We start from the raw sequence: 26,620 nt of genomic DNA, 5'->3' as shown, positions 1-26,620 counted from the left end.
GAAAGAAGAACTGCTAGGTGTTCAGTTGAAGCACCTGGGCCAGTACAGCAATGGCGATGACATCCGGTTCGCTACCGGTCACACTGGGAAGCCCGATCGGTGCGGTGAGGCGCGCCAGGGCATCTTCGCTCACCCCCTCCGCCAGAAGACGCGCCCTGACGCGTGCGATCTTGGTCGACGATCCGATCAGGCCGACGAAGGCCAAAGGCGCTCGCGTCAGGGCGGCAAGGGCCAGACCGTAGTCGAGCGAGTGGTCATGGGTGAGGATGGCGACGGCCGCATCGTCCGGCGCCTCTTCGAGACATTTTGCGATCTGCTCTTCAGAGATCGCCGTGACCCCGTCAATTTCGGCCGATTCCGGTCTCGTGTCGAACCAGGCGAGTTGCAGCGGCAGGCCGATCGTGTGCCGGGCGATCGCCCTGCCGATGTGCCCCGCACCGAACAGGTAGAACGGCCTCGGCCGCCTTCCCAGCGGCTCCACCATGCGCGTCCCGGCGCCGGGCAGCTCGCCGCGCGCCGACTGGCGCGTGGCCGTTTCACGGCGGAATACCGCGCGTTCGACCCGAGTTTTCTCCAGTGTGGTCACCAGCATGCGCCAGGGCTCGGCATCATGCAGCCAGTCGAGATCGCTCGGATCCAGATGCTCGATGAGTATCCGCATCCGCCCGCCGCAGCACGCATCGAGCCGCGAACCAAGAGGATGATCCTCCACGCGCCAGTTGCCGGGCGGCAGCATCAGTAAGGCGCGCGCCTGTTCCAGCACCAGGCGTTCGAGCTCTCCCCCACCGATAGTGCCAAGCTGGTCGCCGGTGGTCACAAGCATGCGCGTCCCTGCCCCGCAGGGTGCTGCCCCTTCCGTCGCCAGTACCGATACGAGCGCAGAGGGCGGCCCGGGAAGGCGCCGCAGCCAGCCGATCCACTGGGTCATGCCGATACCAACCCGCAGCCGGATCGACCGTCGGACTGCCGCATTTCCCGGTGTCCGAGAGAACTGTCATCAGACATCACGCCGCATGTATCCTCTTGGCGAACGTTGCGTTTTTGTCACGATGTTGCGCTTTTGTTTCAAAAATGTGGCACTTTCAAGAATTCTTGTTGCAGTGCGGAGGCAGGCAAGAGAGCTTTCATTTCACCCGAGTTCAGGCGACTTACGAAAGGGTGAAATAATGAATTCCATGCGTTTTCATTTGCATTGCAGCATGGCCGTAATGGCCTTTGTACTTCCTGCCACCGCCTTCGCACAAGATGATCCCGCTTCGACCGACGCTATTATCGTGACCGGTTCGCGCATTCGACAGAACCCGCTCGACAATCCCAGTCCCGTCGTCACCGTCAGTAACGAGGACTTAGCCAAGACCGGCCTTTCCTCCGTCGCCGATGTGCTGCAACGCCTGCCCAGCGCGGCGGGCGGCCTCAATACCAAGGCCAACAATTCGGGCAATATCGGCAACCCGCAGGACGGCGGCGGCGTAGGTGCCGGCACCAGCGAAATCGACTTGCGCTACCTCCTGGCCAAACGCACACTCGTGCTGGTGGACGGCATTCGTTACGTGAACGCCACGGCGGCCAGCGGCATCCCCTCCACGGTCGACCTCAACACCATTCCCGCCAGCCAGATCGAGCGGATCGAAGTGCTGCAATCGGGGCAGTCGCCGCTCTACGGATCGGACGCGATCGCCGGTGTCGTCAACATCATCACCAAGTCCGAGCAGGAAGGGCTGCGCGCCTCGGGCCAGTTCGGCACCTATCGGCAGGGTGACGGGCATACGCAGGATTACAACGTCAGCTACGGGGTGAAGGGCCCGACCACTTCGGTCGTGTTCGGCGCCAGCTACGTGAAGCAGGACAAGGTCAGCACGGCGGACCGTTCGATCTCGCAATTCCCCAACCCCGGCCAGACTTCGTGCCTGGATTCGCGCGGCGGCTGTTCGTCGGCAGCCGTGAACGGGCGCATCGTCTTCAACGAGGGCAATCCATCGCTACCGGCAGGGGGCAGCATCACCCCCCGCAACCCTCCGCTCACCACCCAGGGCGTCTACGATCCGACGCTTGCAGGCGGCGATTTCCGCGCCTTCACCGATGCCGACCGCTTCAACTTCTCTCCCTACAACTACTTCCTGACGCCGCAGGAGCGCTATGGCTTCTGGGTCAGCGCCAAGCAGGAACTCACCTCCAACATCACCTTCCGAGCCAAGATGGTCTACAACCATCGCAATTCGCAGAACCAGGCCGCCTTCCTGCCGCTGTTCATCGGGCCTGACGCAGGCAACGGCAACTTGCTCGACACCGTCTCGGTCGATGTGACCAACCCTTACAACCCCTTCGGCATCACGCTGAATTCGGGCGCGAACGGGGGACCGGCAACTTACGGTTTCGTCGCCCGCCGCCTGGTCGAAGCCGGGCAGCGCACTTACACGCAGCGCGTCGACACGATGACCGCCAATGCCGGGCTGGATGGCAGCTTCCAGGTGGGCTCGCGCAAGTTCTACTGGGATGTCAACGCCGCCTTCGGCTGGAACGACGCCAAGCAGATCTTCACCGGCAACGTCAACGCCGCGCGGGTGGCGCAGGCACTGGGCCCATTGGCGGACTGCACCGGAGCCTGCGTGCCGCTGAACATCTTCGGCGGCGAAGGCTCGATCACGCAGGCCATGCTCGACTACATCTCGTTCACCGAGCGAGACAGGTCCAGCCAGCGCATGCAAGACTATACCGCCAACCTCACCGGTGACTTATTCGACTTGCCTGCGGGCCCGGTCGGCATCGCGGTCGGCTATGAGCACCGCTACCAGTTCGGCTCGTTCACGCCCGATCCGATCATCCAGGCGGGGCTCGGCGCAGATATTCCCGCGCAGGCCGCGGCGGGCAGCTACAATTCGGATGAGTTCTACGGCGAATTGCGCGTGCCGATCCTGAAGGACACCCCGTTCTTCCAGCTGCTGGAAGCCGACGGCGCGGTACGCCACGCCAATTACTCGACCAGCGGATCCAGCACGACGTTCACCGCGACCGGCCTGTGGAAGCCGGTCTCCGACCTGCTGCTGCGCGCCAGCTATGCCGAAGGGTTCCGCGCTCCGGCGATCGGCGAACTGTTCGGCGCCCAGTCTCGCGCCGACGCCCCGATCGACGACCCCTGCACCAACGTCGCCGGATCGCTGTGGCAAAGTTCCGCCACGGTGCGCACGAACTGCATCGCCAACGGCGTTCCCGCCAGCGGCAGCTATCAGGAGCCGCAGGGCGGCCAGATCGGCACGCTGACCGGCGGCAACGACCAGCTCAAGCCGGAAACCAGCAAGACCCTGCTCTTCGGCGGTGTCTACAGCCCGTCCTGGGCGCGCGGCGGCATTGCCCGCAATCTCAGCCTCGAAGTCAATTACTACGACATCAAGGTGAGCAACGCGATTTCGGCCATCAACCCGCAAGTCACCCTGTCGCGCTGCGCCGAACTGGGCGATCCCAGCGCCTGCGCCAATGTGGTGCGCACGCCCAGCGGCATCATCTCGCGCGTGGTCGGCCTGCTCCAGAACATCGGCAGCATTCGCACGCAGGGTATCGACGTCAGCCTGAACTACACCTCGCCGGATACCGGCGCGGGCACGTTCGGCCTGTCGTTCAACGCCAACCGACTGCTCAAGTATACCGAGACGTTCCCCACGGCGGACGGTTCGGCCACGATCAGCTACAAGGGCACTACGCGCGGTTTCCCGGATCAGTCCTATCCCAAGTTCAAGGGCACCGGCATCCTCTCGTGGTCCATCGCCGGCATCGATGCCTCCTTCACCGGCCGCTACATCGACAGCGTGACCGAGAGCGACGGCCACAAGATGAACAGCCGGTTCTACGGCGACGTCCAGCTTGGCTATACGCCCAGCTTCATGGACAGCGCCTTCACCTTCACGCTGGGCGTGGTCAACGTGTTCAACACCGATCCGCCGCCGTGCAACACTTGCACGGGCCCGAACTACGATCCCACCACCTATGACGTGCCCGGCCAGTTCGGCTACTTGCGCATTTCGGTGAAGATGTAAGCACGGATCCGGGCGCCGGTGCCAGATGCACCGGCGCTTGGTGCCTATTGCCCGCGAAGCGACATTGCAGCAGCGGAAACTGACCCCCGGCCCTGATGCGCTGGCCGCAAAATGCAAGCCGCTCCCACTTCAGCCCGCGGGATGGCGCCCGTGCATCTCGGCGGTCACCACGGCCGCCGCCGCGCATAACCGCTGCGCGCAGACTTCGATCTTGCGCCGATCGAGGTCGGTCGGCAGCCCCGTCACCACCAGCTGGAATGCCACCGTTGCCTCCGGCGAGAACACCGGGGCAGCTATGTAGCTGACGCCTGCCCCCTCCGCCCGCGCGAGGTCGACCAGCTGGATCTCGTCCGCCGAGAGCTGCCCGATCAGTTCGTGCACCCGCGTCCAATAGGCATCGTCGCGGACCTGATCGCTGGCCGTCACCAAGACCTGGCGACTGGCTGCGGCGCCCGGGCCATTCGCGCAGACGGCATAACCGCGCTCACGGATCAGCGGCAACGCATCGCACAAATGATCGAGCACGGAAGCCGCCATGAAAGGCCGAGCCTTGCCAATGTAGCCGTCGATCAGCGTCTGGTCGCCCCAGGCGACGTGGCACAGCCCGACCGGAGGCATGAGCGGGCGCCGTTCTCCCACGCGCGTGAGCCCAAGGTGGGATTGCGGCCTGCCTTCCTTGACCAGCACCACGATCTCTTCGTCCGCAAGGCAATTCGCGCTGCATTGCATATCCAGCTCGGCCGCGAGCCGCGCCAACTCTCGCCGCGCGATCTCGATGCCCTGGTGGCCGGCAATGGCGGCCTGGCCGATGGCGACGAGCGATAGGCCGAGCGAATAGGTGCGGTGCTTCTCATGGCGCGAGAGAAACTGCCCAGCGGCCATCGTCGTCAGCAGGCGATGCGCCGATCCATTGCTGAGCCCGACGTGCCGGGCGATCTCTGCCAGGGTGAAACGCTCGGTCGGATGGGCACCCAGGAATTTGAGGACATCCATGACGCGCGTGGTGGGATTCGACGGATCGGACAATGAGACGGCTCCAACCATCGCCAAGGCGGCGTTGACTTGGGTGACACCCTGACACATCATTCCAGCATTATCCAGTGTCGTTCCAATATTGGAATAACGGGAGATGTCCATGAGCAAGGTTTCCGAGAACGTCGCTTTTGCCCAGAGCGCCGTCGGGGCGGAATATCCGTCGATCCCGGCCATGCGTCAGCGCGAACTCGACATCGCGGGCAAAGTGGTGGTCATAACCGGCGCCAGCCGGGGGATGGGTAAGCAAGCGGCGCTCGACTTCGCGCGGCGCGGCGCCAGGGTCGTGCTCGCCGCAAGGACCGTTAAAACGGATGCCTCGCTGCCCGGCACGATCGGCGAGACGCTTGCGGCCATCGAGGCCGCCGGCGGCGAGGCTATCGCGGTCGCGACGGACCTTGCCGAAGAGGCCGATCTGCGCGCGCTGATCGATGCGGCCATGGCGCGCTTCGGCGGCGTCGACATATTGGTCAACAATGCCGCTGCCACCACCGGCGACATCTGGGGCAAGCCCTTTCTCGACCTCACGCGCGAGGAATGGCTCTACCAGTTCGCAGTCAACGTCCACGCCCCCTTCACGCTGACGCAGCTGGTGGTTCCCATCATGGAAGCCCGCGGCGGCGGACGCATCATCAACTTGTCCACGGGCAGCGGCGAAGTCTTTCGTCAGCCGGAAGAGCTGCCCAAGCTCGGCGCCGTCGGCGGCTTCAGCCTGGCCGTGCCGGGATACTATTCCAGCAAGCGCGCGCTCGACCGCTTCGGCAACGCCATGGCGCCCGAGCTGCACGCCCGCAACATCGCCATTATCGGCCTTCATCCGGGCCTTGTCGCCACCGAACTGGTCGCCATTCGCGTCAAGGAGCGCGGGCTGGATGACAGCGTGGCCGTGCCCATGACGGTGCCTGCGCGCATGATGGTCTACTTCGCGGCCTGCGAAAATCCATGGGAATATACTGGTCGCCTGTTCTGGGCAGAGCGTGAACTGGAAGGACTGGGCATCCCGCTCGCCTGAACAGCCTGAGAAAACGGGCCTAGGCAATATGCCCCAGAACGAACTTCACGCGCTCAGCAATCGATGACAGGGGCAGCGTGACAAGAGCATAGCCCAGCGCCGAGTAGGTCTCCATCATGACATGAAAGGTCGCCTCGGCCTCGGCCAGCGTCTGCTTGCGTTCCTCGTCCTGCCGGAAAATCGCGGGCCATGGCGGGGCCACGAAGACTTTGGGGGCATATCGCCGCAGTTCGGCCGCGCGCATTGCGGGCGCCGGAACGGGCAAGCCGCAAAGTCTCAGGTAGCCGATCACGTCGGGGATGCCGCGATCGAAGAGCACGGTGCCGGGACTGGCTGCAGCTTCACGGTGCGAGCGCATTTCCCAGTTGAGCATCAATGCCGCGAAAGCCGCACGATCCGCCCAGGGGAGAGCTTCGCCGCCGATATCGACCTGGTCCTGGATAATGGCTCTGCCCGCCTCCGGCATGTGCCGGAACCCCTCGGCGGCCAGGGCCTGGATCAGGCTGGTCTTGCCCGAGCCAGGACCGCCGGTGATGACATGGAGATGATCGGTCATGTGTTCGATGTTCCGTTCGAGATCGGATAGGGGGATAGCGCAAGCGGCGGTCTGCCGACACCGCCGCGGCCCTCAGAATGATCCCCCGCTGTTCGAAATCCGGCCTTGCGCAAGGCGTTGCTCCCCCTGCTGGCTCCGTCCTAGAACTCCCCCCTTCGATGTTTGCTGATGGACCGCTGCCCATGACGATCTTCACCGGCCTCTCCGCCTTTCCGCTCACCCCTGCCGACGAAAACGGTATCGTCGATACCGATGCTCTGGGCTTGCTGGTGGACCGGCTGGCGAGTGCGGGCGTCGATTCCATCGGCGTGCTGGGCAGCACAGGCACTTACGCCTATCTCGACCGCGACCAGAGAAACCGCGCCGCCGTCGCAGCGGTGGAAGCAGCCGGCGGCCGCGTGCCTGTCGTAGTCGGCGTGGGCGCCTTGCGCACCTCCTGGACCTGCGAACTGGCCGCCGCGGCCGAACGGGCCGGAGCGAGCGGGCTACTGCTGGCGCCCATGTCCTATGCCAAGCTGACCGAACGGGAAGTGGCGGATCATTTCAAGGCCGCCGCGGGCAGCACCGCCCTGCCGCTTTGCATCTACAACAATCCAGGCACGACCAATTTCAACTTCTCCCACGGGCTGATCGCCGCGCTGTCTCACGTCGACGGGATCGCCGCCGTGAAAATGCCGCCACTGGAAAGCGGGGACTACGCAGGCGAGATCGCCGAGCTTCGCGCCTCGGCGCCGGAGGATTTTCGGATCGGCTACAGCGGAGACTGGTGCGCCGCGCCGGCTTTCCTGGCTGGTGCGGATGCCTGGCACAGCGTGATTGCCGGCATCCTCCCCGCCCCCGCGCTTCGACTGGCGCGGGCCGCCCGCAATGGCGACCAGGCCGAAACCGCCCGCCTGCAAGCGGCCTTCGCGCCGATGTGGTCCCTGTTCCAGCAGCATGGCAGCCTGAGGCTCATCTACGGGATAGCCGAAATGCTGGGACTTCCGGCGGGCAGGCAGCCGCTCCCCTTGCAGGCCTTCACCGGCGCAAACCGCGTCGATGGACTGGAAGAGGCCATGGAGCGCATGACTTCGATCTGAGGCCCAGCCTCGACAGCCGATGCCGAGGCAGGCTCCCGCTCACGTCCGAATGTGGTTCCACACGCTGGAAATGACCACGGACCCCTCCCCTACCGAGGATGCGACGCGCTTCACCGATCTCGCCCGAACGTCGCCTACCGCAAATATGCCCGGACAGGAGGTGGCGTAAGGCGAGCTTCCGCCAACGCTCTCGCCCGTCTGCACGAAACCGCAGTTGTCGAGAGTGATGAGGTCCGCCAGCCACTCCGTGTTCGGCGCGGCGCCGACCATGATGAACAGCGCGCAAGCGGGATGCTCGCGGGTGCCCTGCGCGTCGCGGATGGTCACGGATTCCAGCTTCCCATCCCCGTGAACCGCCACGACTTCGCACTGGTAGTCGATCGAGACAGCGGGGTCGGCCTGGAGCCGACTGGACAGGTAGTTGGACATGGATGCCGCCAGCGTGCCGCCCCGCACCACCACGTTCACATGGGCCGAGGACCGGCTGAGGAACATCGCCGCCTGCCCCGCCGAGTTGCCGCCGCCGATCACCACGGTCGGTGCATTCCGGCAGAAACGCGCCTCGTTCTCGGTGGCGGCGTAGTAGACGCCCTTGCCCTCCAGTTCCGCCAGGCCATCGATGGGCAAGCGGCGGTACTGGACACCCGTGGCGACGACGACGGCTCCGGCCCGCACCCGCTGGCCGTTGTCGAACGTGGCGCAGAACTGCTTGTCCTCCAGCCGGTCCAGCTTCACGACACGCCGCGGCATGGCGAAGCGCGTCCCGAACTTCATCGCCTGAACCTCGCCGCGCCACACGAGATCGGCGCCGGAAATGCCGGTGGGAAAGCCCATGTAGTTCTCGATGCGACTGGAGGTTCCGGCCTGACCGCCGATGGCCGTATCTTCCACCACCAGTGCCCGCAGGCCTTCGGCTCCGGCATAGACACCGGCCGCAACGCCGGCAGGCCCGCCGCCGACGATGACGACATCGAATTCCTCGTCGTCCACCAGTTCCCGATTGAGGCCCAGCAGGCGCGCCACTTTGTCCGGCGTGGGGTCCGCCACGACATTGTTGCGCCCGAAAATGACGGCGGGGGTGTCGTCCGAAACGGAGCAGCTTGTGGCGACGAGCCGGGCATCCTCGCTGCCCAGCGCGTAGCTGGTGTAAGGAAAGCGATTGCGGCTGGCGAATTCGGCGATCCGGCGGATAGACGCGTCTTCGTCCTCCCCGATGAGTACCAGCATCCCGTCACCGGCATCGAGCTGCCGCCGCCGCCGCGCGGCGAGCACGGTGATGATGATGTCGGACATTTCCGGAATTTCCGACATCAGCCGCAACATCACCGGCCTCGGCACCTCGATGACCTTCGTGTCGCTGACCGTCCGCATCGGCAGGGACCAGCTGCCGCCGTCCAGGAAGGACATCTCCCCCATGAACTGTGTCGGCCCGAGCGTCGATGGAACGTGCCGCTCCCGGGTGAACGGGTTCACGACCTCAATCTCCCCTTCCTCGACATAGACGAACCGGTCGACCGGATCGCCCGTATCGACGATGAGCGTGCCCGCGGCATATTCCACCTCGGATCCGGCATCGCGAAGGGCGGCGACGTGAGAGGCTGCCAGGGGCACCCGCTGCATCTCGCGAAGATCTCTGCCTATGGTTTCCAGGACGTGTCTCCAGCTTCACGGATCGGGCGTGCTCGCTAGTCCCTGACATGCGGCTTCCCGCAATCCTTGGCAACCTTCGGGCGACGATCCGATCCCTGGCCATGCCGGCCGCCGCCCACGCGGCTCTCATGACCGCCTCGGGCGACCGGACGCCTTGCACAGCAGGCGGGGCCGACTAAGTTGGCCCGGACGTGCCGCGCTGTAGAGCGCCCTGCCAGCTTCGGCCCCCTCGGCCGCCAACCGGAGAAGATCATGGACCTCACTGGACGCGAACTGAGATCGACGATCGAGGACGGCAGGCTCACCCTGTCGCTTGAGGACGTTCGCATCGACGAGCCGGCCGACGACGAGATCGTCGTGCGCGTGGAGGCCGCACCGATCAATCCGAGCGATCTCGGCCTGCTCCTCGGCCCGGCGGATGTCTCCACCATGGAAAAGCTCGAAGGCGATCGCCCGCGTCTGCGTTTCGCCATTCCGGAGAGCCGCATGTCCGCCGTATCCGGCCGGCTTGGCCAGTCGATGTCCGTCGGCAACGAAGGGGCCGGCATCGTCGTCGCAGCGGGCGGCGGCGCGGCGGCGCTGAAGGGCAAGCGGGTCGGCATGATCGGCGGCGGCATGTTCGCCGACTATCGCCGCATCAAGGCCAGCGACGTGATCCCCCTGCCCGATGGCGCGACTTCGGCCCAGGGCGCCTCGATGTTCGTCAACCCGCTGACGGCCCTGGGCTTCGTCGAAACGGCTAGGCGCGAAGGGCACAAGGCCATCGTTCATACCGCAGCGGCCTCTAACCTGGGGCAGATGCTGCAGAAGATCTGCCTCGACGACGGCATCCCCTTGGTCAATATCGTCCGCTCCGAGCAGCAGGCCGACATTCTGCGCAAGATCGGCGCCAAGCACATCGTCAACAGCCAGGACGAGGACTTCGGCGCCCGGCTGGCCGAGGCCGTCGAGCAGACCGGCGCCACCGTCGCTTTCGATGCCATCGGCGGCGGCACGCTTCCCGGCACGATCCTCCAGGCCATGGAACGGGCTTCGTTGAAGCGGATGACGGAATACAGCCGTTACGGCTCCATGGAGTTCAAGCAGCTCTATATCTACGGCGCCCTGGACCCCTCCCCCACGGTGCTGAACCGCCTTGCCTTCGGGTTCCAGTGGGGCCTCTCGGGCTGGCTGCTCTTCCCCTTCCTCCAGAAAGCCGGCCCCGAAGTGGCGATGAAGCTGCGCAGCCGCGTGGTGGCGGAACTCGATACGACGTTCGCCAGCCATTATTCCCGCGTCATCGGCCTGGCCCAGGCGCTCGATCCCGACGTGCTGCGCGTCTACGAGCGCAAGGCGACGGGCGAGAAGTTCCTGATCGATCCGAGCCTCGGCTGAAGCCTGTCGGCATGGCGGTCAGCGGGCGCCGAACAGCGGCAAGGCCGCTTCCTCTTCCTCGGGCTTGTCGAAGTTCGACACGGTAACGCCCACCAGACGTATGCCCTTGTCGGTCGGGAGGACGGAGCGGATCAGCGCGAGGCTCGCCTCGCGCAAGTCCTCATTGCGGCGGACGACGCCGGGCTGGGTGCGGCTGCGCGTGATGAGCTGGAAATCGCCGTACTTGACCTTGACCGTCACCGTGCGCCCGAAGGCCTGCGCCCGCTCGCACCAGGCCCAGACATCGTCAGCCTGACCGAGCACACCGGCCTCGATCTCGGCGTCGAGCGTGAGATCCCGGTCGAACGTGGTTTCCGAGCCGGAGGACTTGCGCTCACGATCCGGATTGACCGGCCGCTCGTCTATGCCCCGCGCGATGCGGAAGTACCATTCGGCCGAGCTTCCGAAATGCCGCTGCAGGAATTCCAGCGACTTGCCGCGCAAGTCTGCGCCCGTTTCGATGCCCAGCCGCTCCATCTTGGCCGCCGTGACCGGCCCCACGCCGTGGAAGCGCTTCACTGGCAGCGTCTCCACCCAGTCTGCCCCCATGTCTGGCGTCACGGCGAACTGCCCGTTCGGCTTGCGTTGGTCCGACGCCAGCTTGGCGAGAAACTTGTTGTAGGAAATGCCCGCCGAAGCGGTCAGGCCGGTTTCCTCCAGGATGCGCGCGCGGATCTCCTTTGCGGTCTTCCACGCGGTGGGAAGGCCGCGGCGATTGGCGGTGACATCGAGATAAGCCTCATCGAGCGAGAGCGGCTGGACGAGATCGGTATAGTCAGAAAAGATCGCGTGGATCTGCCGCGACACGGCCTTGTAGACGTCGAACCGCGGCGGCACGAACAGCAGGTCCGGGCAGCGGCGCAGCGCCGTGACCGATGGCAGCGCAGAGCGCACGCCGAACTTGCGCGCCTCATAACTGGCCGCCGCCACCACGCCCCGCGCAGCAGCATGGCCGACCGCCACGGGCTTTCCCCGCAGTGCAGGATCGTCCCGCTGCTCGACCGACGCAAAGAATGCGTCCATGTCGACGTGAATGATCTTCCTGTCCGCAGCATCCGGCATATGGGCGGCCTAGCACTGCGCGAACAAAATGTGAACACATGACGTGCGTGGACTGTTCGATCCGTCGGATTTCCGGCACGGCTGCCTTTTCGGCGGCAAGCGAAAGGCGCAGGCAATACCTATCTCGCGGACTATCTCGGGAACATCGATGCCCCGTTGGAGCCGACCATGACGATCCTTGACGCGCGCGCCATTACACGCACGATCGACTGCCGGTTCGATGCGGCCTATGCCTTCGCATCCCCGCCTGAAAACTTTCCGGAATGGGCCTCCGGCATGTCATCCTCGCTGCACCGGGACGGCGAGCGCTGGCTGGCCGAAACGCCCGCGGGCACGGCCACCGTGCGGTTCAGCCCGCCCAATGCTTTCGGCGTGCTCGATCACTGGGTATCCCTGCCCGGCAAGCCGGAAATCTACATACCCCTGCGCCTCGTCGCCAATGGCGAGGGGACCGAAGTTGTCTTCCTCCTGTTTCGTCAGCCCGGCATGTCCGACGAGGACTTCTTTGCGGACGCCGCCACGGTGACGAAGGATCTCGAGGCGCTCAAACGCCTGCTGGAGGCGGAAAGCGCCGAATGACGAGATCGACCGGAACGGTGATAATGTAACGCATCCGGCCAGGCAGGGGACGACAAGGATGACATCGAAAGATCAAGCGGTGAGCGAGAACCAGGCACTGCCCGTCATCGTCACTGAGCGGCTGACCTTGCGCGGGCGGACGCCTGACGATGCCGAAGCCCTGTTCCCGGCGATGTCCGATCCGGGGATCATGACATGGTGGTCCCGAGCGCCTTTTGCCGACCCGCGCGAACTGCGCGAGGATTTCGGGTTGGAGAAAGCCGGATCGTGGCGAACCTGGGCGATCCTGGAAACTGGAAGCCGCCATGCCATCGGCTTCGTCTCGGCCGGGAGCAAACGGCAAGGTGTCAGCGAGGTCGGCTATCTCCTCTCGCGGGAGGCGCAGGGCCGCGGGATCGGCCGCGAGGCCGTCGCCGCAGTGATCGGACAGCTTTTCGCGGAGGGCCAGCGGCGCGTTTTCGCCGATACCGACCCCGACAATCGCGGTTCGATTGCTCTGCTGGAAAGCCTGGGCTTCCGGCTGGAAGGTCATCTGCGCGGCGAATGGCACACTCACATCGGCATTCGCGATTCGCTGATCTTTGGCCTGCTCGCCTCGGAATGGGGCGGCTGAACGGAGCGGATAGCCCAGCCCTATCCGTTCAGCAGCTGATCGCCGATCGATGCGTCGAAATGGGCGGTCATGGCCGCAGCCGCCGCGTCCGGATCACGGTCGGCAATGGTCTGGGCGATGCGGCGGTGGAGACTGAGGATCGCCGCCTTCTCTTCCTCGGTCCGCCGGGTATCCCAGGCGCGCGGCACGGCGAACTCCATCTGCGGCTCGAAAGAGCGGACGATCTGGCTGAACAGGAAATTGCCCGAGGCGGCCGCGATCACCTGGTGGAAGGCAGTATCGAAGGCCGTGATCTGTGCCATGTTGCCATCGGCGCGGGCCATGGATTCCGAGAGAGCGAGGATCTGCTCGGCCTGAAGGTCGCTGCGTTTCTCGGCCGCCAGCGCGGCGATGCGGACTTCGACGGTGCGGCGCACGTCCCATACTTCGGCCACGCTGATCTGCGATGTCGCCACGGCATGGTCCAGCGAGGTGCCGATCACCGAGCCGTCGATCGCACCGACGCGGGGACGTCGGCCATTGCCCACGTCGATCAGGCGCAGGGCAGCCAGTGCCCCGAAAGCCTCGCGCATGACGGCGCGACTGACACCGAGATCGGCAGCGAACTGCCCCTCACCCGGCAGGGTATCGCCCACCTTGAGGTCGTTCGAACGAATATGGCCGCGCACGGCTTGAACAGCCTGCTCCACCAGCGAGCCGCCGCCCTCCGCCATTCGCCCTTCCAGCGTCCTTGTCGTCACGCGGCCAGTCTCCCTGCGCGGTAGTAAGTGGGCGCCTGCCCGAACTTGCGGGCGAAGGCGCGGGTGAAACTGGCATTGTTGAGATAGCCGCAGCGATAGCCGATGGAAGAGACCGGCAGATCGGTGGACAGCAGCATCTGTCCCGCCCGGCGCAGCCGTTGATCGGCAAGGGCGTCGGCCACGCTGCAATCGAACATCTCGCGGAAACCGCGGGTGAGCTTGGCGCGGTTGAGACCCGCTGCGCGGGCGATCATGTCGAGCGTCAACTTTTCCGCCCAGCGTTCCTCGATGATGCGGCGCGCGGCCAGAAGCCGGCGGGTATCGGCGCTGGAAATCACGCGGTCCTGGCTGACGGGCACGAGATCGCCCTGCCCCTGAGCGCGCAGGATATCGCAAAGCAGTTCGATGCTCTTGGCCAGACGATAAGGCGTGCGCGCCATTTCCGGCAGGTCGCAATCGCGAATGGCCAGGGCTATGGCCCGCAAGTCTGCCGGGAGGTGATGGAGCGCACCGTCGGCGGGCAGCGAGGCCGCGCCCAGGATCCGCTCGCAAGCGGCGCGTGCTACCAGCAGGATCACCCGCTCCTGCCGCTCGGCGTCCAGAGACGGGCAATCGGGGGCCGCCACGTAGCGCAAGGTCGCTGCTATGCCCGCAGAGCCAAACGTGACCACGAAAGCGACCGGCGCGGCTGGGGGCGATAGCGCATCGAGCGGCAGCACGGGGCCTGCTCCAACCAGACTGACCATTTCCGGCGACACTTCGATCGCAGCCATTGGGGATTCGTTTTCCATCGCCCCTCCTCTCCTCCTGGCAGGATAACCTATCTGACAGCTTCTGCAAGAGCTATCAGATAGGTTCCAAAGTCGCGGAAAGCGGCGCCCGGCGCATGGCCTGGAGGAACGCCAGGACCGAGACGGCGCCTACGATAGCGCCGACAATCGCCAGCCCCTGCCCCAGATGCGCCTCGCCGCCGAGCAGGCCGCTGACCCAGGCCACCAGCGAAGGTGCCACGCCGAAGCCGACCAGCCCGGCCAGCGCGATGAAGGCGCCGATGGACAATCCGCGCAGTTCGTTAGGGATCAGCACGGTGAGAGCCACCGAAGTTATCAGCCCGGTGACCGTACCGCAGAACATCAGCAGGCCTACCGCAGCGGCGAACAGCGGCACGCTCGGGGCAATGGGAAACAGTGCCGCCGGTACGCCTGCCGCGGCCGCCAGAACCGCGCCGATCAGCAAACCGCCCCGGCGCCCGGTCTTCTGGCCAAGATCCGCCGCAAGCCCGCCGAGGATCGATCCCACCAGCCCGGCCGAAAAGATCAGCGCGCCCATCCATCCGGCGAAGGCCTCAGGCGCCAGGCCATAGCTGCGCGACAGGACCGGCGAGGCCCAGATGCTGGCGGCCGCATCGGCCATGACCACGCTCACTTGCCCGATGAACAGCGGGATCAGGAACGCCCGCCTGGCCCAGAGTTCGTGGACGACGACCGCGAACGGCGCATGGATGCTCGCCTCCACTTCGTGGCGCTCGGGTTCCCGCAAGGCAAGCAGCGGCAGGATCAGGCACACGCTGATCGCGGCCAGCAGGACATGGGTTCCGCGCCATGGGGAAAGGCCGTGCATGAAGGGAAGCGGCGCGTGGATCATGGCGCCCAGCAGCCATCCCGCCAGCGCGAAAGCGCCTGCCTGGCCCAGGCACTTGCCCAGGGTCACGACCAGCATCGCCCGCCCCCGCTGCTCGGGCGCGCAGAGGTCGGCGGTCAGCGAGAGCGCGGCCGTCAGCGCGCCAGTCGTGCCGATGCCCGCCATCATCCGCGCCAGGAACAGCACCGGCAGGTTCTGCGCGAAAGCGGTCAAGAGCGTGCCCACGGTCCAGACCAGCCCCAGCAGAAGCAGCAGTCGAACCCGGTTGCGGCGGTCGACGAGAATGCCGATCGGGATCGAGAAGACCACCAGCGGTACCGCTGCCGAAACGCCCTGGACAAGGCCCAAGGCATAGTCGCTCAGCCCCATTTCCGCCTTGGCGCCTTCCTGCACCATGCTGAAAGAACCCATCATCGTGAAGCCGCCGGCCATGGCGAGCGCCAGGATCAGCAGCGGCATCAGCCGGTGGCGGAAGGAGGGAACCGAACGCGGCGCTTCGAGAGTGAGGCTGGTCATGTCTTGCGATCCCGAAAGGTCACCCGGCCGCCTGGGGGGTACCAAAGGCGACCGGGCGGTTCCGCCCGACCCGGCGGAACCTGGCTCAGGCGTTTTCACTCGGAAAACGCGAAAATCTTGCCCGGATTGAACAGGTCCTGCGGATCGAGCGCCCGCTTGATGAGACGCATCATCTCCACCGCCTCGCCCAGTTCGGCAACGAGCCAGTCCTGCTTGCCAAGGCCGATGCCGTGCTCCCCGGTGCAGGTGCCGTCCATCGCCAGCGCGCGCTCTACCAGGCGGGCGTTAATCGCCTCCACTTCCTCCATCTCCGCGGGAGCATCGGGGTCCATCGAGAAGACGACATGGAAATTGCCGTCGCCCACATGCCCCAGGATCGTGCCCGGAACGCTGGATCCTTCCAGGTCGCGCTTGGTCTCGGTTATGCATTCGGCAAGGCGGCTGATCGGCACGCAGACGTCGGTCGCCCAGCCCACGGCCCCGGGGCGCAAATTGACGGCCGCGTAATAGGCCTCGTGCCTTGCCTTCCAGAGCTTCGAGCGCTCTTCCGGCAGGTTAGACCAGCGGAAGGCGCTGCCACCGTTCATGTCGGCGATCTCGCGCACGGTTTCCACCTGCTCCTCGACATAGCGGCTTGAGCCGTGGAATTCGAAGAACAGCGTGGTCAGTTCCGGGTAGTCGAGCTTCGACCAGCGGTTGACCGCCTTCATCTGCAAATCGTCCAGGATCTCGACACGCGCCAGCGGCACGCCGAGCTGGATCGACTGCACCACGGTATCCACCGCGCCTTCCAGCGTCTCGAAACTGCATACGGCCGAGGAAATCGCTTCGGGAATGGCGTGAAGGCGCAAGGTCACTTCGGTGATGATGCCCAAGGTGCCTTCGCTGCCGATCATCAAGCGAGTGAGATCGTAGCCCGCCGCCGACTTGCGCGCCCGGCGTGAGGTGCGGATGTCGCGGCCGTCCGGCGTAACGACCCGCAGCGACAGGATCGCCTCACGCATGGTGCCATATCGCACGGCGTTGGTGCCCGATGCCCGCGTTGCCGCCATGCCGCCGATGGTGGCATTGGCGCCCGGATCGATGGGAAAGAACAGCCCCTGGTCGCGCAAGTGTTCGTTGAGCTGCTCGCGCCGAACGCCGGCCTGGACGGTACAGTCGAAATCCTCGGCATTGACTGCAAGGATCGCATCCATCTGGCTGAGATCGACGGTGACGCCGCCCCTTACCGGCAGGGCATTGCCCTCGATGGACGTGCCCGCGCCATAGGCCACGATAGGCACGCCGGCCGCCACGCAGAGCCTTACCAGTTCGACCACGTCCTCGGTCGAACGGGCGAAGACCACGGCGTCCGGCAGCGCGGGCTCGAAATGGGCCTCGCTCTGGCCATGCTGGCTGCGGATCGCCTCGCCTGTCGCCAGACGTTCCCCGAAGACTGAGTGAAGGCTATCAAGGAAGCCCTCCGGCAGGGGCTTGCGGGGCGGTTGGGGGGGAGACGCGCCCATCGGATCAGAACCGGAAGCTTGCGCGCACGCCGTAGCGTCGCAGGTCGCCGATGATGCCCAGGTCCGATGCCGGCAGGCCCGCCAGCGCCAGAGTGGTCTTTTCGATGTAGGAGTCGAAATACTTCTTGTTGAACAAGTTGTTGCCGAACACGGAAAGCTCGATCCCGTTTTCCATCCGATAGGTGATGGAGCCATTGAACAGGACGTAGCTTTTCAGGATCGTGGGCGTCGTCTGGTTCAGGCTGGCGGCGGAGCGGCTGCCTTTGCCATTGACGCTGGCATTGAAGGTCAGGCTGTCCGCGCCGATCGGCACGACGTAATCGCTGGAGAGGTTGAACATCCAGTCCGGCTGGAAGGTCAGCCGGTCGGTCGCCAGCGTACGGCCGGTAACCTCGGTATATTGCGAGGAGTCGGTCAGGCGCGCATGCATGTAGGTGGCGCCGCCCGAGAGCGTCCATTGCTCCACCGGCCGATAGCTGAACTCCAGTTCCGCGCCGTAGCTTTCGACATCGCCCGAATTGAGATCGACGGTGACAAGGCCGCCGGTCGAGGACGGAGCGATGGAATTGAGGCCAATGTAGTCGCTGTAATCGTTGTAGAAGAGATCGCCCGAAAGGGTGAAGCTGCGGTCGGCCGAAAAGTACTTGGTGCCCACTTCGTAAGTCCAGGCGGAGTCGCCCTTGTACTTGCGGACGGGCGCGGTCACCGCATTGAACCCGCCGCCGCGATAGCCGCGTGCGACCGAGGCGTACGTCATCAGTTCGGGCGTCCAGTGGCGCGTGACCGAAAGGCGCGGTTCGACCTGGTCGGACTTGAGGCCGACACTGCCCGCGGCGCCCGCGTTGATCGCGCCGCTCGCCGAGCGGTCCTCATGGTCGTAACGCAGACCCAGCGCCACTTCCCAGTCGGGATTGGGCTTCCAGAACACCGTACCGAACGCGGCATACGTGTCGGCCTTGGTCCGGTTGCTGTTGTTGTTGGTGAGATTGAAGGGAACGATCAGCGTCGCCTGGTTGGAGCGCGTATCCTCGCGGCTGTAGAACAGGCCAAACAGGGTGGAGAGCTGGTCGCTGAGCTTGGTGTCGAAGCGCAGCTCCACCGTCTTGGTGCGCAGGCTGTCGCTGGAGGCCTGGCGCACGATGTTGAGCGGGCCGAAGTCACCGTCGGTATCGGGCGCGCTGCTGTTGCGCGCGTCGTAGGCGGCCTGGAGCGTCACGGTGGTGGCGATGGCCTCGATCGGCGTCTCGACCTTGGCATTGACGCCGCGATACTTGTAGGTCGTGGTACCCAAGGTGTTGAACTGGTTGCTGCGCGAATAGTCGGTAGGGCCGGTGACGCGGGCGTAGGGGACATTGGTGCCCTTCACCCAGTCGTAGTAGCCGTTGACCACCAGCGTCAGGTCTTCGGTGGGCGTCGCGCGGATCGTGGCGCTGACCGAGTCCGTATTGAACTTGTTCGACTTGCCGCCGATCGTGGTGTTGTTGATGAACCCGTCCTGCTGGCGGTGCGAGGCACCGACGCGAACCGCCAGCTTGTCCGTAACGATCGGCGCCGAGACCGAGCCTGAAACCAGCCACGAATCGTCCGGCCCGGCATAGCTGGCCTGTCCGCGCGCCTCGAACTCGTTGCCGGGCTGGCGGGTGATGACATTGATCGCGCCGCCCAGCGTGTTCTTGCCGTAAAGCGTGCCTTGCGGGCCGCGCAGCACTTCGATCCGCTCGACGTCGAGCAGCGGATTGTTGAGGTAAGCGGTATTGGGGCGGTAGATGCCGTCCACGAACAGCCCGACACCAGGCTGGACCGACTGGACAAGCGTTACGCCGACGCCGCGGATCGAAACGAAGGCGCGGCCGGCACCGTCGCTGCTGATATTGAGACCGGGCGTCAGCACCGCTGCCTCGCGCACGGAGTTGATGTTGCGCTTGGCCAGCGTGTCTCCCGAGACGGCCGTGACCGCGACGGGTACGTCGAGCAGGGTCTCGGTGCGCTTGCGTGCGGTGACGACGATTTCGGGAGCGGCGCTATCGGCCGAAGCGGCCGGTGCGCGCTCCTGCTGCGCGATAGCCGGCGATGCGGCCAGAGCTAGACACGATGCGCCGACAGACAGGCAAACCCTGAGATTCATAGATCCTCCCTCGCTACCGCCTGCCGAGGTCCATGCCTGGCAAGTCGGCCAATTCAACCTATAAGACAGGTCTAACCTATCTGAAAGGTCCTTGGGGAGTCATTTCGAGTTTGCCGATCGGCGCAATGTGTTGACCGATCGGCATCGGCGGGGAGACGGTGGGCGCCTGCAGGCCTGTTTTCCCGCATGAAAAATGCCGATAAAACAAGTCATCCTGAAACGGATCCAGGATGACGTCGTGAGTGGAAGATGGCTGGTGCTCTTACGGCTACCAGCAGGTGTAGCCCCCATCGGCCAGCACGATGCTGCCGGTCATCAGGCTGGCCGCATCGGAAGCGAGGAAAGCGACGACAGAGGCGACTTCCTCCACTTCACCGAGACGGGCCATCGGCGTGGAGTCGATCCAGCGGCGATACATCTCGCCCTGCTTGTCGGCGAACTCGTTGAGCGGCGTGCGGATGTATGTGGGCGCCACGGCATTCACCCTGACGCCCCGGTCCGCCCACTCGGCGGCAAGGCTGCGCGTGAGCTGATGGACGGCCGCCTTCGAGGCGTTGTAATAGCTCTGACCCTGCGGCCGATTGACGATGAAGCCGCTCATCGACCCGACATTGACCACGCTGCCACGCCCGGCCGCGAGCATGTGCCGGCCGAAAGCGCGGGCGCACCAGAAGGTGCCGTTGAGATTGACATCGATGACGTTGAGCCAGTGCTCGTCCTCGACCGTTTCGGCCGCCGTCTCGCTGCGCGCAATGCCGGCATTGTTCACCAGGATATCGATCGCACCCAGTTCATCGGCGACCTGGGTCACCCGGGCGGAGTGAGTCACGTCCATGACACGGCCCTCGCAGACATAGCCCTTTTCCCGCATGGTCCCGCGGGCGCTCTCGATGGCGGCCTCGGACAAGTCGGCGATCACCACCTCGGCGCCCATCTCGGCCAGCGCCTCGACGCAGGCGAGCCCTATGCCGCTGGCGCCCCCGGTGACGAGCGCGCGGCGCCCGTCCAGTTTCAAGCGTTCAAGATACATGGCAAGTCCTCAGGGAAGGAAGGGGGCGATCGGGAACGGCGGTTCCTCGACAGCTTCGCCGCGTTCCAGCTGGAACACGGCGCGATGCTCTCGGGTGAATTCGCGCCAAGGCAGGCTGCCGTCGCGGGCGAAATCCACCCAGATGCGGTGGACGCGGTTTGCCAGTTCCTGCGGAGGATTTTCCCCGCAAAGACCGTCGGGACCGGTCGTCGTGGCCAGGGAGTCGAACACGAAGGGCAGTTCCATGGCGTGGGCGGCGCCCAACCCGCCGAACAGCGGGGAGCGCCACTCGAACTCGTACATATGCGTTCGGCCCTGGTGTTCCTCGGCAAATCGGCGCGCCGGCCAGCGGAAGACCAGATCGTTCGCCGCATCTGTGAAGGCATGGCCCGGCTTCACCCCGCGGCGGCCCATGCCGTAAGCCTTGAGCAGCTTGCGCGCATGCGGATGGACGCGGTGGAACACGTACGTTGCCAGGAGCCTGCCGATCTTCTCACGCAGCCCGCTCGGCACGAAGTAGAGGTTCATCTCCTCGGCATTGGTACCGATCAGCAGGTCTATTTCCGCGCCGGTGCCGGCCTTCAGCGCATCGAGCGGTTTCAACGGCAGGACATCGTCGCCATGGACCGGAACGAAGCGGCTGATGCCGAACACCGGTTCGTGCCCTTCGGCGTCGCGCAAGTCGAGCCGGGTGGTGGGCAGGCTGACTTTCTCCACCGCGTCCAGCAACGTCTCGCCGGGCTCGACACTGCGATAGCCTTCCGCATCCGGGGAAATGCGCAGGAGCTTGGCCAGCTTGCGGACGAGCCGCTGCGCCACCGCGATGTCGCGGGTCATGCGGCCGTGCCCGCTCTGAACGATGGCCCGGCGGAAAAGGCCCTTGGCGAGCGGCGAGGCCACAAGATCGGCGATCGCCATGGCGCCCGCGGATTCCCCGAAGACCGTGACATTGCCCGGATCGCCGCCGAACGAGACGGCATTGCACCGCACCCATTCGAGCGCGAAAAGCATGTCGCGCAGACCGAGATTGGTGGGCACGCCCGGAATGGGCAGGAAACCATCGACACCCAGGCGGTAGTTAATCGAAATGAAGACGATACCGTCCCGCGCGAAGCTGCTGCCGTCCTGGACCGGCGCGTCCTTGCTGCCGATCACGAAGCCGCCGCCATGGATGAACACCATGACCGGTATTCTCCGGCCGTCCTCGGCCTGGCCATCGCCGGGCGCGAATACGTCCAGCGTCAGGTATTCATCGCCGTGCCGCCAGCCCTCGCCGACAAGCGCCGCAGCGTCGAGGCCAGGCACCCCCTTGACGCGCTGCGGGGCGTTCGGTCCGGGTTGGAGAGCGTCACGCACTCCGTCCCATGGCGCCGGATCGCGCGGGATTGCAAACCGGGCCGCGCCGACCGGTGCCGCCGCATAAGGCACGCCCCTGAACCGCGCGACGCCTCCGTCCACGATGCCGCGTATCGCTCCCGCTGTTGTCCGGACGATCACCCTTGCCTTCTCCCTGCCATTTCTCGGCTTTTCAACGCGAGAATAGCGGCTTGGGGGCCTCCTCCCACCTGCTTTTACTATGCAGATCGGCGCAATTCGATTGCCTTCCGGCCGAGGAACGCCGCCGGGCGGTCAGAAATAGATGTCGATGTAGTCGGTCAACGCGTCGCACCATTCGAATTCCCGCAGCCGGTAATAGCTGCGGTTCTGAGTGATGGCGAAGTGCCAAGACTTGTCCTGCGAGCATGAGCGGCCGGGATCCGGCGTGTTCGTAATGCTGATGCGGCCCTGGAAGGTGAAGTAATCGGCGCCGATCTCGGTTATCGTGCCGTCCAGCACCAGCCTGCCCGGCCCGCCCGCTTCCGCCTGAGTGCCATGCAGCTTCCACACATCGCCCTCGCGCCGGACATCGGCGCTGCCGCGTCGATCCCAGTCGATCCATTGCAGGGTCAAACCCTTGTTCGCCAGAAGCCGTGCCGCCCCTCGCTGGTCGAGGATGCGGGTCGCCTCGCCCTGGCTGACGGCGCGCGGCGGCGCCTCGTCCGCCTGCGCTGCGGGACCGCTGGCCGCCAGCAGGATGAGCGGCATGAGAATGTGCAGTGCAGTGGCTTTCATCGCCTTGGTTGCCTTCTTCGCTGCCGGATGTGGTCGATCGCCGGGCAGGATAGGCGGGGTTCGCCGCTCTTTCCAGTGGCTTGCGGGAAATACCGGGTCGAGGCCGGCTCCTCCCGGCGGCTATGCGGGGACCTGTTCAATCTGACAGTCACGCTCAGAAAATCAGCCATTAGTCTCGTGCGCAAAGCAGCGCCCGCATCGAACGAGTCTCGGCAGGACCGGGTTGAGGCAGGGCCGCTCGCCAAAAAAATCGACACGGGAAAATCGAAGCAAAAGGGAGACAAAGGATGGGCGAAGTCCCCGAATGGGACCTGGAAGCTGACGTCGTGGTGCTCGGATCCGGCGGCGCGGCCATGACGGCGGCGATCTCCGCACACGATTTTGGCGCGAAGGATGTCGTCATCCTGGAGAAGACCGGAATGGTCGGCGGCACCACGGCCATGTCCGGAGGCATGCTCTGGATCCCGGGCAACCATCACCAGGTCGAGGCCGGTATCGCGGAATCCGACGAAGACGTGGTGGCCTACCTCGATGCCCTGGCTCCGGGCGCGCTCGATCCCGATACGCTGGGCGCCTTCATGGAATGCGGGCCGGAAATGATCCGCTATCTGGCAGACAGGACGCCGGTGCGCTTCCATGCCTACGCCGATTTTCCCGACTATCAGCCCTATATGCCAGGCGCGAAACCCGAAGGCGGGCGCTCGCTGGACAACGATGCCTTTTCCTTCGAAAGACTCGGCAAATGGGCAACGCGGGTCAATCCCACGAAGATGGCCTATCCCGTCCGCGGCAGCCTCATGGAAGCGATCAACGGGACGCTGGATGAAGCCACACTCGCGGAGCGCGAGGCGGGCGACTACCGGGGGCTGGGCCAAGCGCTGGCCGGATCGCTGTTCCGGGCCGTGCTGGACCGCGACATTCCCGTCCAGTTCGAAAAGCGCGCCCGCAAACTGGTGAAGGACGGCGACCGCGTGGTCGGCGTCGTGGCGGAAGACGCCAATGGCCGCGATTTCCGCGTGCGCGCGCGCCGCGGGGTGGTGATCGCCACCGGCGGTTTCGAATGGAACGAGACACTGGTGAAGACCTTCCTGCGCGGTCCGCTGACCGGCCCGGTCAGCGTCCCGGAAAACGAGGGCGACGGCCTGCTCATGGCGATCGAGGCCGGCGCGCAGCTTGGCAACATGCAGCATGCCTTCTGGCAGCAAAGCGTGCTCGAATTCGAGCCGCAGCACCGCGCGGCCAAGCCAAACTACCTGCTCGGCTCCGACGAACGCGCCCGTCCCGGCGCCATCCTCGTCAACCGCGCCGGCAAGCGCTTCGTCAACGAGGCCGCCAATTACAACGCCATGGGCAAGGCACTGCACGCCTTCGATGCAGGCACTCACGCCTATGCCAACCTGCCTTACTGGCTGATCGTCGACCAGCGCTACCGCGAAAAGTACCAGACCTTCAACACGCCGCCGGGCGGCCCTACCCCGTCGTTCATGATGAAGGCTGACACGCTGGAGGAACTGGCGGAACAGGCAGGCATCGATGCCAAGGGGCTGACTGCCACCGTTGCTCGTTTCAACGACATGGTGCGCAAGGGGCACGACGACGACTTCAACCGCGGAGACAACACTTACGACAATTTCTATATGTGGGGCGATGCCGAATTCGACCCGCCTTACCGGACGCTGGGCGTGATCGATCGGGGGCCCTATTATGCCGTCAAGATGGAGTCCGGTGCGCTCGGGACTGCCGGCGGCCCCAAGACCAATGCCGATGCCCAGGTACTGGACTGGAGCGGCCATCCGATCCCCGGCCTCTACGCTGCAGGCAATGCCATGGCGGCCGTGCTGGGCGAGGCCTATGGCGGTGCGGGCGGGACTTTGGGACCGGGGATGACTTTCGGCTATATCGCCGGGCGCCATCTCGGCACGTATATTCCCAATCACTGACGCGGGACGGACGGACCGGCGCAACCTTTCCCAGCGCCGGTTCCCTCAGCGAAAGCGCTGGAACAGGCGCTCGCTGCCCAGTGCCGCCTGGGCATGTTCGGCCATGCCGCGCTCCGCGGCCGGCGCATCCCCCAGTCTGATCGCGGCAATTACCGCCAGGTGATCGCGGTGCGCCGAATGGAGGTGGGCGAATTCGTCGGCCGGCTCGTTTTCCAGCGCGAGCGCAACAGCCGAAGCGAACGGCAAATGGTCGTTCCGCTCCAGCGCCTGGCCGATCGAAGGGTTGCCGCTGGCCTCCACCAGCAGGTTGTGGAATGCCAGATTGTAGTCGTGGAAACGATCGACATCGCCCTGGGCTAGAGTGCCTTTCGCGAAGATCGCCTCTCCCTCGGCAAGGCAGGCCGCAAAGCGTGCGTCTTCGGCCGGGGTCAGTCCGCGCACCGCGAGCCGCCGCGCCGCCAGGCCCTCCAGCACGCCGCGAACCTCGATCGCGCCGTGAATGTCGGCCGCGGAAATGGAGCGCGCCGCATAGCCACGCGCCCCGAGTTTTTCGACCAGCCCCTCGGCCTCCAGCGCGCGCAGCGCCGTGCGCACCGGCATGCGCGAGACGCCGAGGGCCTCTGCGGTGGCGATCTCGGCGATCCGCTCGCCGGGACGAAAACTGCCTTCCGCGATCATCCGCCGCAACGAGATGATGACGTGCTGGCCGGGCTTCAACCGGCGACCGCCTTGCGCTTGGGCATTCCGTTCATCGTCCATGGCCTGCTTTCGTCGGCACGAGGCGAACTGTCAAACCCCGCCGGCTTCCTCCCGCGCCGGCTCGGCGGGCAGATCGCCCGCGCTCGCCGCCCCGTTCGGCTCCGGGTTCTCGGCGGCGATGGCCCGGTCGATCATCATGCGCGATCGCACGCCGCCGGCATCGATGTTGAGCTTCAGCAAGCGCCGTTCCGGCCAGCGCAGCAGGTTCGCCTGCTGTTGCTCCAGCATGTCGAGGTCTTCCGAGAAGATCTTGCCCTGGCCTTCGCGAATGGTGTCCGTAAGCGCTGCATCATCGACGGCAAAGCGGCGCGCCATGCCCCAGAAGTAGTGATGGCTGGTCTCGGTTTCGGGCGTGATGAAATCCACGACGATGCTGGAGGCCTTGGCCGCTTCCGGCGCGTCGTAGCCGCCCTGGCCCTCAAGCGCCACGCCCACTTCGATCATGACATGGCTGGGCAGCGAGAAGCGGCAGACCTGCCAGCGGTCGACCGTGGCATCCTCGCTGAGCCCGGCGCCGCGCAGCGCCATGCGCCAGAACGGCGGGGCCTTGATCCCTTCCATGAACCGGCTGGTGACCACTTCATTCTCGTCGGCCCGCGTGCGGACCGGCGCCTCGTCGATTTCCTTCTGGCCGATGCTGGCGGCATGGACATACGTCTCGTGCGTCAGGTCCATCAGATTGTCGATCATCAGGCGGTAGTCGCAGGCGATGTGGTAATAGCCGCCGCCATAAGCCCAATCGTCGCTTTCCGCCCATTCCAGTTGGTGCAGCCGCGCAGGATCGGCGGCCTCGGGATCGCCCGGCCAGACCCAGATGAAGCCGAAACGCTCTATCACGGCGAAACGGCGGCCGGCCGGGAAACCACCGACCTTCTGGCCGGGCATTTCCGCAGCCTTGCCAAGGCAGTCCATCACCAGCCCGTGATAGCCGCAGACCAGCCGCCCCTCGCGCATGAAACCGAGCGAAAGCGGTGCACCCCGGTGAGGGCAGAAATCTTCCAGCGCCGTGGGGACGCCATCCGGCCCGCGAAAGAACACCATGCGCTCTCCGCAGATCGTTCGGCCGAGCGGGCGGTCTTCGATCTCATCGGGTGTGCAGGCGACGTACCACGCGTCTTTCGGCCAAATCCGGCCCTGCCCTGCTTGCATTGCGCTGCCCATACATCCGCTCCTGTGAATCGTTATTGGATCCAATAATGGATTTATTGGATCCAATGTCAAGGAACGG

Annotated in this window: 22 protein-coding genes; 7 read left to right on the top strand and 15 right to left on the bottom strand. The window is 65.3% G+C overall.

Going from position 1 to position 26,620, the window contains the following annotated elements:
* Nucleotides 1-13: 13 nt before the first annotated feature.
* Nucleotides 14-928 (bottom strand): xanthine dehydrogenase accessory protein XdhC, encoded by a 915-nt coding sequence (xdhC, locus tag ACZ1J6_RS03935; RefSeq protein ID WP_431569031.1) that lies wholly within the window; start codon nt 926-928, stop codon nt 14-16.
* 346 nt (nt 929-1,274) lie between these two features.
* On the opposite strand from xdhC, the gene ACZ1J6_RS03930 reads away from it, so the two are divergent.
* Entirely contained in the window at nt 1,275-4,028 is a 2,754-nt protein-coding gene (locus ACZ1J6_RS03930) for a TonB-dependent receptor domain-containing protein (RefSeq protein ID WP_431569032.1), read from the top strand.
* Nucleotides 4,029-4,157: 129 nt separating this feature from the next.
* On the opposite strand, the gene ACZ1J6_RS03925 is transcribed toward ACZ1J6_RS03930, so the two are convergent.
* Nucleotides 4,158-5,165 carry an IclR family transcriptional regulator gene (locus tag ACZ1J6_RS03925; RefSeq protein ID WP_431569033.1) on the bottom strand — a complete coding sequence of 336 codons (1,008 nt, stop codon included), beginning with the start codon at nt 5,163-5,165 and terminating at the stop codon, nt 4,158-4,160.
* Here ACZ1J6_RS03925 and ACZ1J6_RS03920 point away from each other — a divergent pair.
* Nucleotides 5,164-6,072, top strand: coding sequence for an SDR family NAD(P)-dependent oxidoreductase (locus ACZ1J6_RS03920; RefSeq protein ID WP_431569034.1), 909 nt, complete (start codon nt 5,164-5,166; stop codon nt 6,070-6,072). The genes ACZ1J6_RS03925 and ACZ1J6_RS03920 overlap by 2 nt on opposite strands.
* A 19-nt stretch (nt 6,073-6,091) precedes the next feature.
* Here the strand turns inward: ACZ1J6_RS03920 and ACZ1J6_RS03915 are convergent, their stop codons facing one another.
* Nucleotides 6,092-6,628, bottom strand: coding sequence for an AAA family ATPase (locus ACZ1J6_RS03915; protein WP_431569035.1), 537 nt, complete (start codon nt 6,626-6,628; stop codon nt 6,092-6,094).
* A gap of 182 nt (nt 6,629-6,810) precedes the next feature.
* Here ACZ1J6_RS03915 and ACZ1J6_RS03910 point away from each other — a divergent pair, with 182 nt between their 5' ends.
* Entirely contained in the window at nt 6,811-7,707 is an 897-nt protein-coding gene (locus ACZ1J6_RS03910; protein ID WP_431569036.1) for a dihydrodipicolinate synthase family protein, read from the top strand.
* A 39-nt stretch (nt 7,708-7,746) separates the two neighbouring features.
* Here the strand turns inward: ACZ1J6_RS03910 and ACZ1J6_RS03905 are convergent, their stop codons facing one another.
* Nucleotides 7,747-9,357, bottom strand: coding sequence for an FAD-dependent oxidoreductase (locus ACZ1J6_RS03905; RefSeq protein ID WP_431569118.1), 1,611 nt, complete (start codon nt 9,355-9,357; stop codon nt 7,747-7,749).
* Nucleotides 9,358-9,609: 252 nt separating this feature from the next.
* Here ACZ1J6_RS03905 and ACZ1J6_RS03900 point away from each other — a divergent pair, with 252 nt between their 5' ends.
* A complete protein-coding gene (locus tag ACZ1J6_RS03900; RefSeq protein WP_431569037.1) occupies nt 9,610-10,731 on the top strand; it encodes a zinc-binding dehydrogenase in 1,122 nt (373 codons plus the stop codon).
* An 18-nt stretch (nt 10,732-10,749) separates the two neighbouring features.
* On the opposite strand, the gene dinB is transcribed toward ACZ1J6_RS03900, so the two are convergent.
* A complete protein-coding gene (dinB, locus tag ACZ1J6_RS03895) occupies nt 10,750-11,832 on the bottom strand; it encodes a DNA polymerase IV (protein WP_431569038.1) in 1,083 nt (360 codons plus the stop codon).
* 168 nt (nt 11,833-12,000) lie between these two features.
* Between dinB and ACZ1J6_RS03890 the strand changes: the two genes are divergently transcribed.
* Complete coding sequence (locus ACZ1J6_RS03890) at nt 12,001-12,411, top strand: SRPBCC family protein (RefSeq protein WP_431569039.1); 411 nt, start codon at nt 12,001-12,003, stop codon at nt 12,409-12,411.
* 58 nt (nt 12,412-12,469) lie between these two features.
* Nucleotides 12,470-13,024, top strand: a complete 555-nt coding sequence (locus ACZ1J6_RS03885; RefSeq protein ID WP_431569040.1) for a GNAT family N-acetyltransferase — start codon at nt 12,470-12,472, stop codon at nt 13,022-13,024.
* 20 nt (nt 13,025-13,044) lie between these two features.
* Here the strand turns inward: ACZ1J6_RS03885 and ACZ1J6_RS03880 are convergent, their stop codons facing one another.
* From ACZ1J6_RS03880 to ACZ1J6_RS03845, 8 genes are all read right to left on the bottom strand, one after another.
* Entirely contained in the window at nt 13,045-13,764 is a 720-nt protein-coding gene (locus ACZ1J6_RS03880) for a FadR/GntR family transcriptional regulator (RefSeq protein ID WP_314466236.1), read from the bottom strand.
* The gene (locus ACZ1J6_RS03875) at nt 13,761-14,537 is read right to left on the bottom strand and encodes a helix-turn-helix domain-containing protein (protein WP_431569041.1); all 777 of its coding nucleotides are present in this window, start codon (nt 14,535-14,537) and stop codon (nt 13,761-13,763) included. Before ACZ1J6_RS03875 ends, ACZ1J6_RS03880 begins: the two co-directional genes overlap by 4 nt.
* Nucleotides 14,538-14,610: 73 nt before the next feature.
* Nucleotides 14,611-15,921 carry an MFS transporter gene (locus ACZ1J6_RS03870; RefSeq protein WP_431569042.1) on the bottom strand — a complete coding sequence of 437 codons (1,311 nt, stop codon included), beginning with the start codon at nt 15,919-15,921 and terminating at the stop codon, nt 14,611-14,613.
* 95 nt (nt 15,922-16,016) lie between these two features.
* On the bottom strand, nt 16,017-17,426 hold the full coding sequence (locus ACZ1J6_RS03865) for an FAD-binding oxidoreductase (RefSeq protein ID WP_431569043.1): 1,410 nt from the start codon (nt 17,424-17,426) through the stop codon (nt 16,017-16,019).
* Between the two features lie 4 nt (nt 17,427-17,430).
* Complete coding sequence (locus ACZ1J6_RS03860) at nt 17,431-19,551, bottom strand: TonB-dependent receptor (RefSeq protein WP_431569044.1); 2,121 nt, start codon at nt 19,549-19,551, stop codon at nt 17,431-17,433.
* Nucleotides 19,552-19,819: 268 nt separating this feature from the next.
* Entirely contained in the window at nt 19,820-20,581 is a 762-nt protein-coding gene (locus ACZ1J6_RS03855) for an SDR family NAD(P)-dependent oxidoreductase (protein ID WP_431569045.1), read from the bottom strand.
* Between the two features lie 9 nt (nt 20,582-20,590).
* Nucleotides 20,591-22,078: a carboxylesterase/lipase family protein gene (locus tag ACZ1J6_RS03850; RefSeq protein WP_431569046.1), complete on the bottom strand. Its 1,488-nt coding sequence runs from the start codon at nt 22,076-22,078 to the stop codon at nt 20,591-20,593.
* A 132-nt stretch (nt 22,079-22,210) separates the two neighbouring features.
* Entirely contained in the window at nt 22,211-22,693 is a 483-nt protein-coding gene (locus ACZ1J6_RS03845; RefSeq protein WP_431569047.1) for a hypothetical protein, read from the bottom strand.
* 287 nt (nt 22,694-22,980) lie between these two features.
* Between ACZ1J6_RS03845 and ACZ1J6_RS03840 the strand changes: the two genes are divergently transcribed.
* Nucleotides 22,981-24,633, top strand: a complete 1,653-nt coding sequence (locus tag ACZ1J6_RS03840) for an FAD-binding protein (RefSeq protein ID WP_431569048.1) — start codon at nt 22,981-22,983, stop codon at nt 24,631-24,633.
* A gap of 45 nt (nt 24,634-24,678) precedes the next feature.
* Here ACZ1J6_RS03840 and ACZ1J6_RS03835 read toward each other — a convergent pair whose 3' ends face one another.
* Entirely contained in the window at nt 24,679-25,392 is a 714-nt protein-coding gene (locus tag ACZ1J6_RS03835) for a GntR family transcriptional regulator (RefSeq protein WP_431569049.1), read from the bottom strand.
* Between the two features lie 30 nt (nt 25,393-25,422).
* Nucleotides 25,423-26,553, bottom strand: a complete 1,131-nt coding sequence (locus ACZ1J6_RS03830) for a Rieske 2Fe-2S domain-containing protein (RefSeq protein WP_431569050.1) — start codon at nt 26,551-26,553, stop codon at nt 25,423-25,425.
* Nucleotides 26,554-26,620 lie beyond the last annotated feature (67 nt).

Source organism: Novosphingobium sp. BL-S-21, assembly GCF_055521655.1.
The sequence above is the reverse complement of the archived record's forward strand: the minus strand, read 5'-3'. Positions and strand labels throughout refer to the sequence as shown.

Coding starts and splice junctions, on each gene's coding strand:
- xdhC (WP_431569031.1), bottom strand. CDS start 928: ATGACCCAGTGGATCGGCTGGCTGCGGCGCCTTCCCGGGCCGCCCTCT.
- ACZ1J6_RS03920 (WP_431569034.1), top strand. CDS start 5,164: ATGAGCAAGGTTTCCGAGAACGTCGCTTTTGCCCAGAGCGCCGTCGGG.
- ACZ1J6_RS03925 (WP_431569033.1), bottom strand. CDS start 5,165: ATGGACATCTCCCGTTATTCCAATATTGGAACGACACTGGATAATGCT.
- ACZ1J6_RS03915 (WP_431569035.1), bottom strand. CDS start 6,628: ATGACCGATCATCTCCATGTCATCACCGGCGGTCCTGGCTCGGGCAAG.
- ACZ1J6_RS03910 (WP_431569036.1), top strand. CDS start 6,811: ATGACGATCTTCACCGGCCTCTCCGCCTTTCCGCTCACCCCTGCCGAC.
- ACZ1J6_RS03900 (WP_431569037.1), top strand. CDS start 9,610: ATGGACCTCACTGGACGCGAACTGAGATCGACGATCGAGGACGGCAGG.
- dinB (WP_431569038.1), bottom strand. CDS start 11,832: ATGCCGGATGCTGCGGACAGGAAGATCATTCACGTCGACATGGACGCA.
- ACZ1J6_RS03890 (WP_431569039.1), top strand. CDS start 12,001: ATGACGATCCTTGACGCGCGCGCCATTACACGCACGATCGACTGCCGG.
- ACZ1J6_RS03885 (WP_431569040.1), top strand. CDS start 12,470: ATGACATCGAAAGATCAAGCGGTGAGCGAGAACCAGGCACTGCCCGTC.
- ACZ1J6_RS03875 (WP_431569041.1), bottom strand. CDS start 14,537: ATGGCTGCGATCGAAGTGTCGCCGGAAATGGTCAGTCTGGTTGGAGCA.
- ACZ1J6_RS03870 (WP_431569042.1), bottom strand. CDS start 15,921: ATGACCAGCCTCACTCTCGAAGCGCCGCGTTCGGTTCCCTCCTTCCGC.
- ACZ1J6_RS03865 (WP_431569043.1), bottom strand. CDS start 17,426: ATGGGCGCGTCTCCCCCCCAACCGCCCCGCAAGCCCCTGCCGGAGGGC.
- ACZ1J6_RS03860 (WP_431569044.1), bottom strand. CDS start 19,551: ATGAATCTCAGGGTTTGCCTGTCTGTCGGCGCATCGTGTCTAGCTCTG.
- ACZ1J6_RS03855 (WP_431569045.1), bottom strand. CDS start 20,581: ATGTATCTTGAACGCTTGAAACTGGACGGGCGCCGCGCGCTCGTCACC.
- ACZ1J6_RS03845 (WP_431569047.1), bottom strand. CDS start 22,693: ATGAAAGCCACTGCACTGCACATTCTCATGCCGCTCATCCTGCTGGCG.
- ACZ1J6_RS03840 (WP_431569048.1), top strand. CDS start 22,981: ATGGGCGAAGTCCCCGAATGGGACCTGGAAGCTGACGTCGTGGTGCTC.
- ACZ1J6_RS03835 (WP_431569049.1), bottom strand. CDS start 25,392: ATGGACGATGAACGGAATGCCCAAGCGCAAGGCGGTCGCCGGTTGAAG.
- ACZ1J6_RS03830 (WP_431569050.1), bottom strand. CDS start 26,553: ATGGGCAGCGCAATGCAAGCAGGGCAGGGCCGGATTTGGCCGAAAGAC.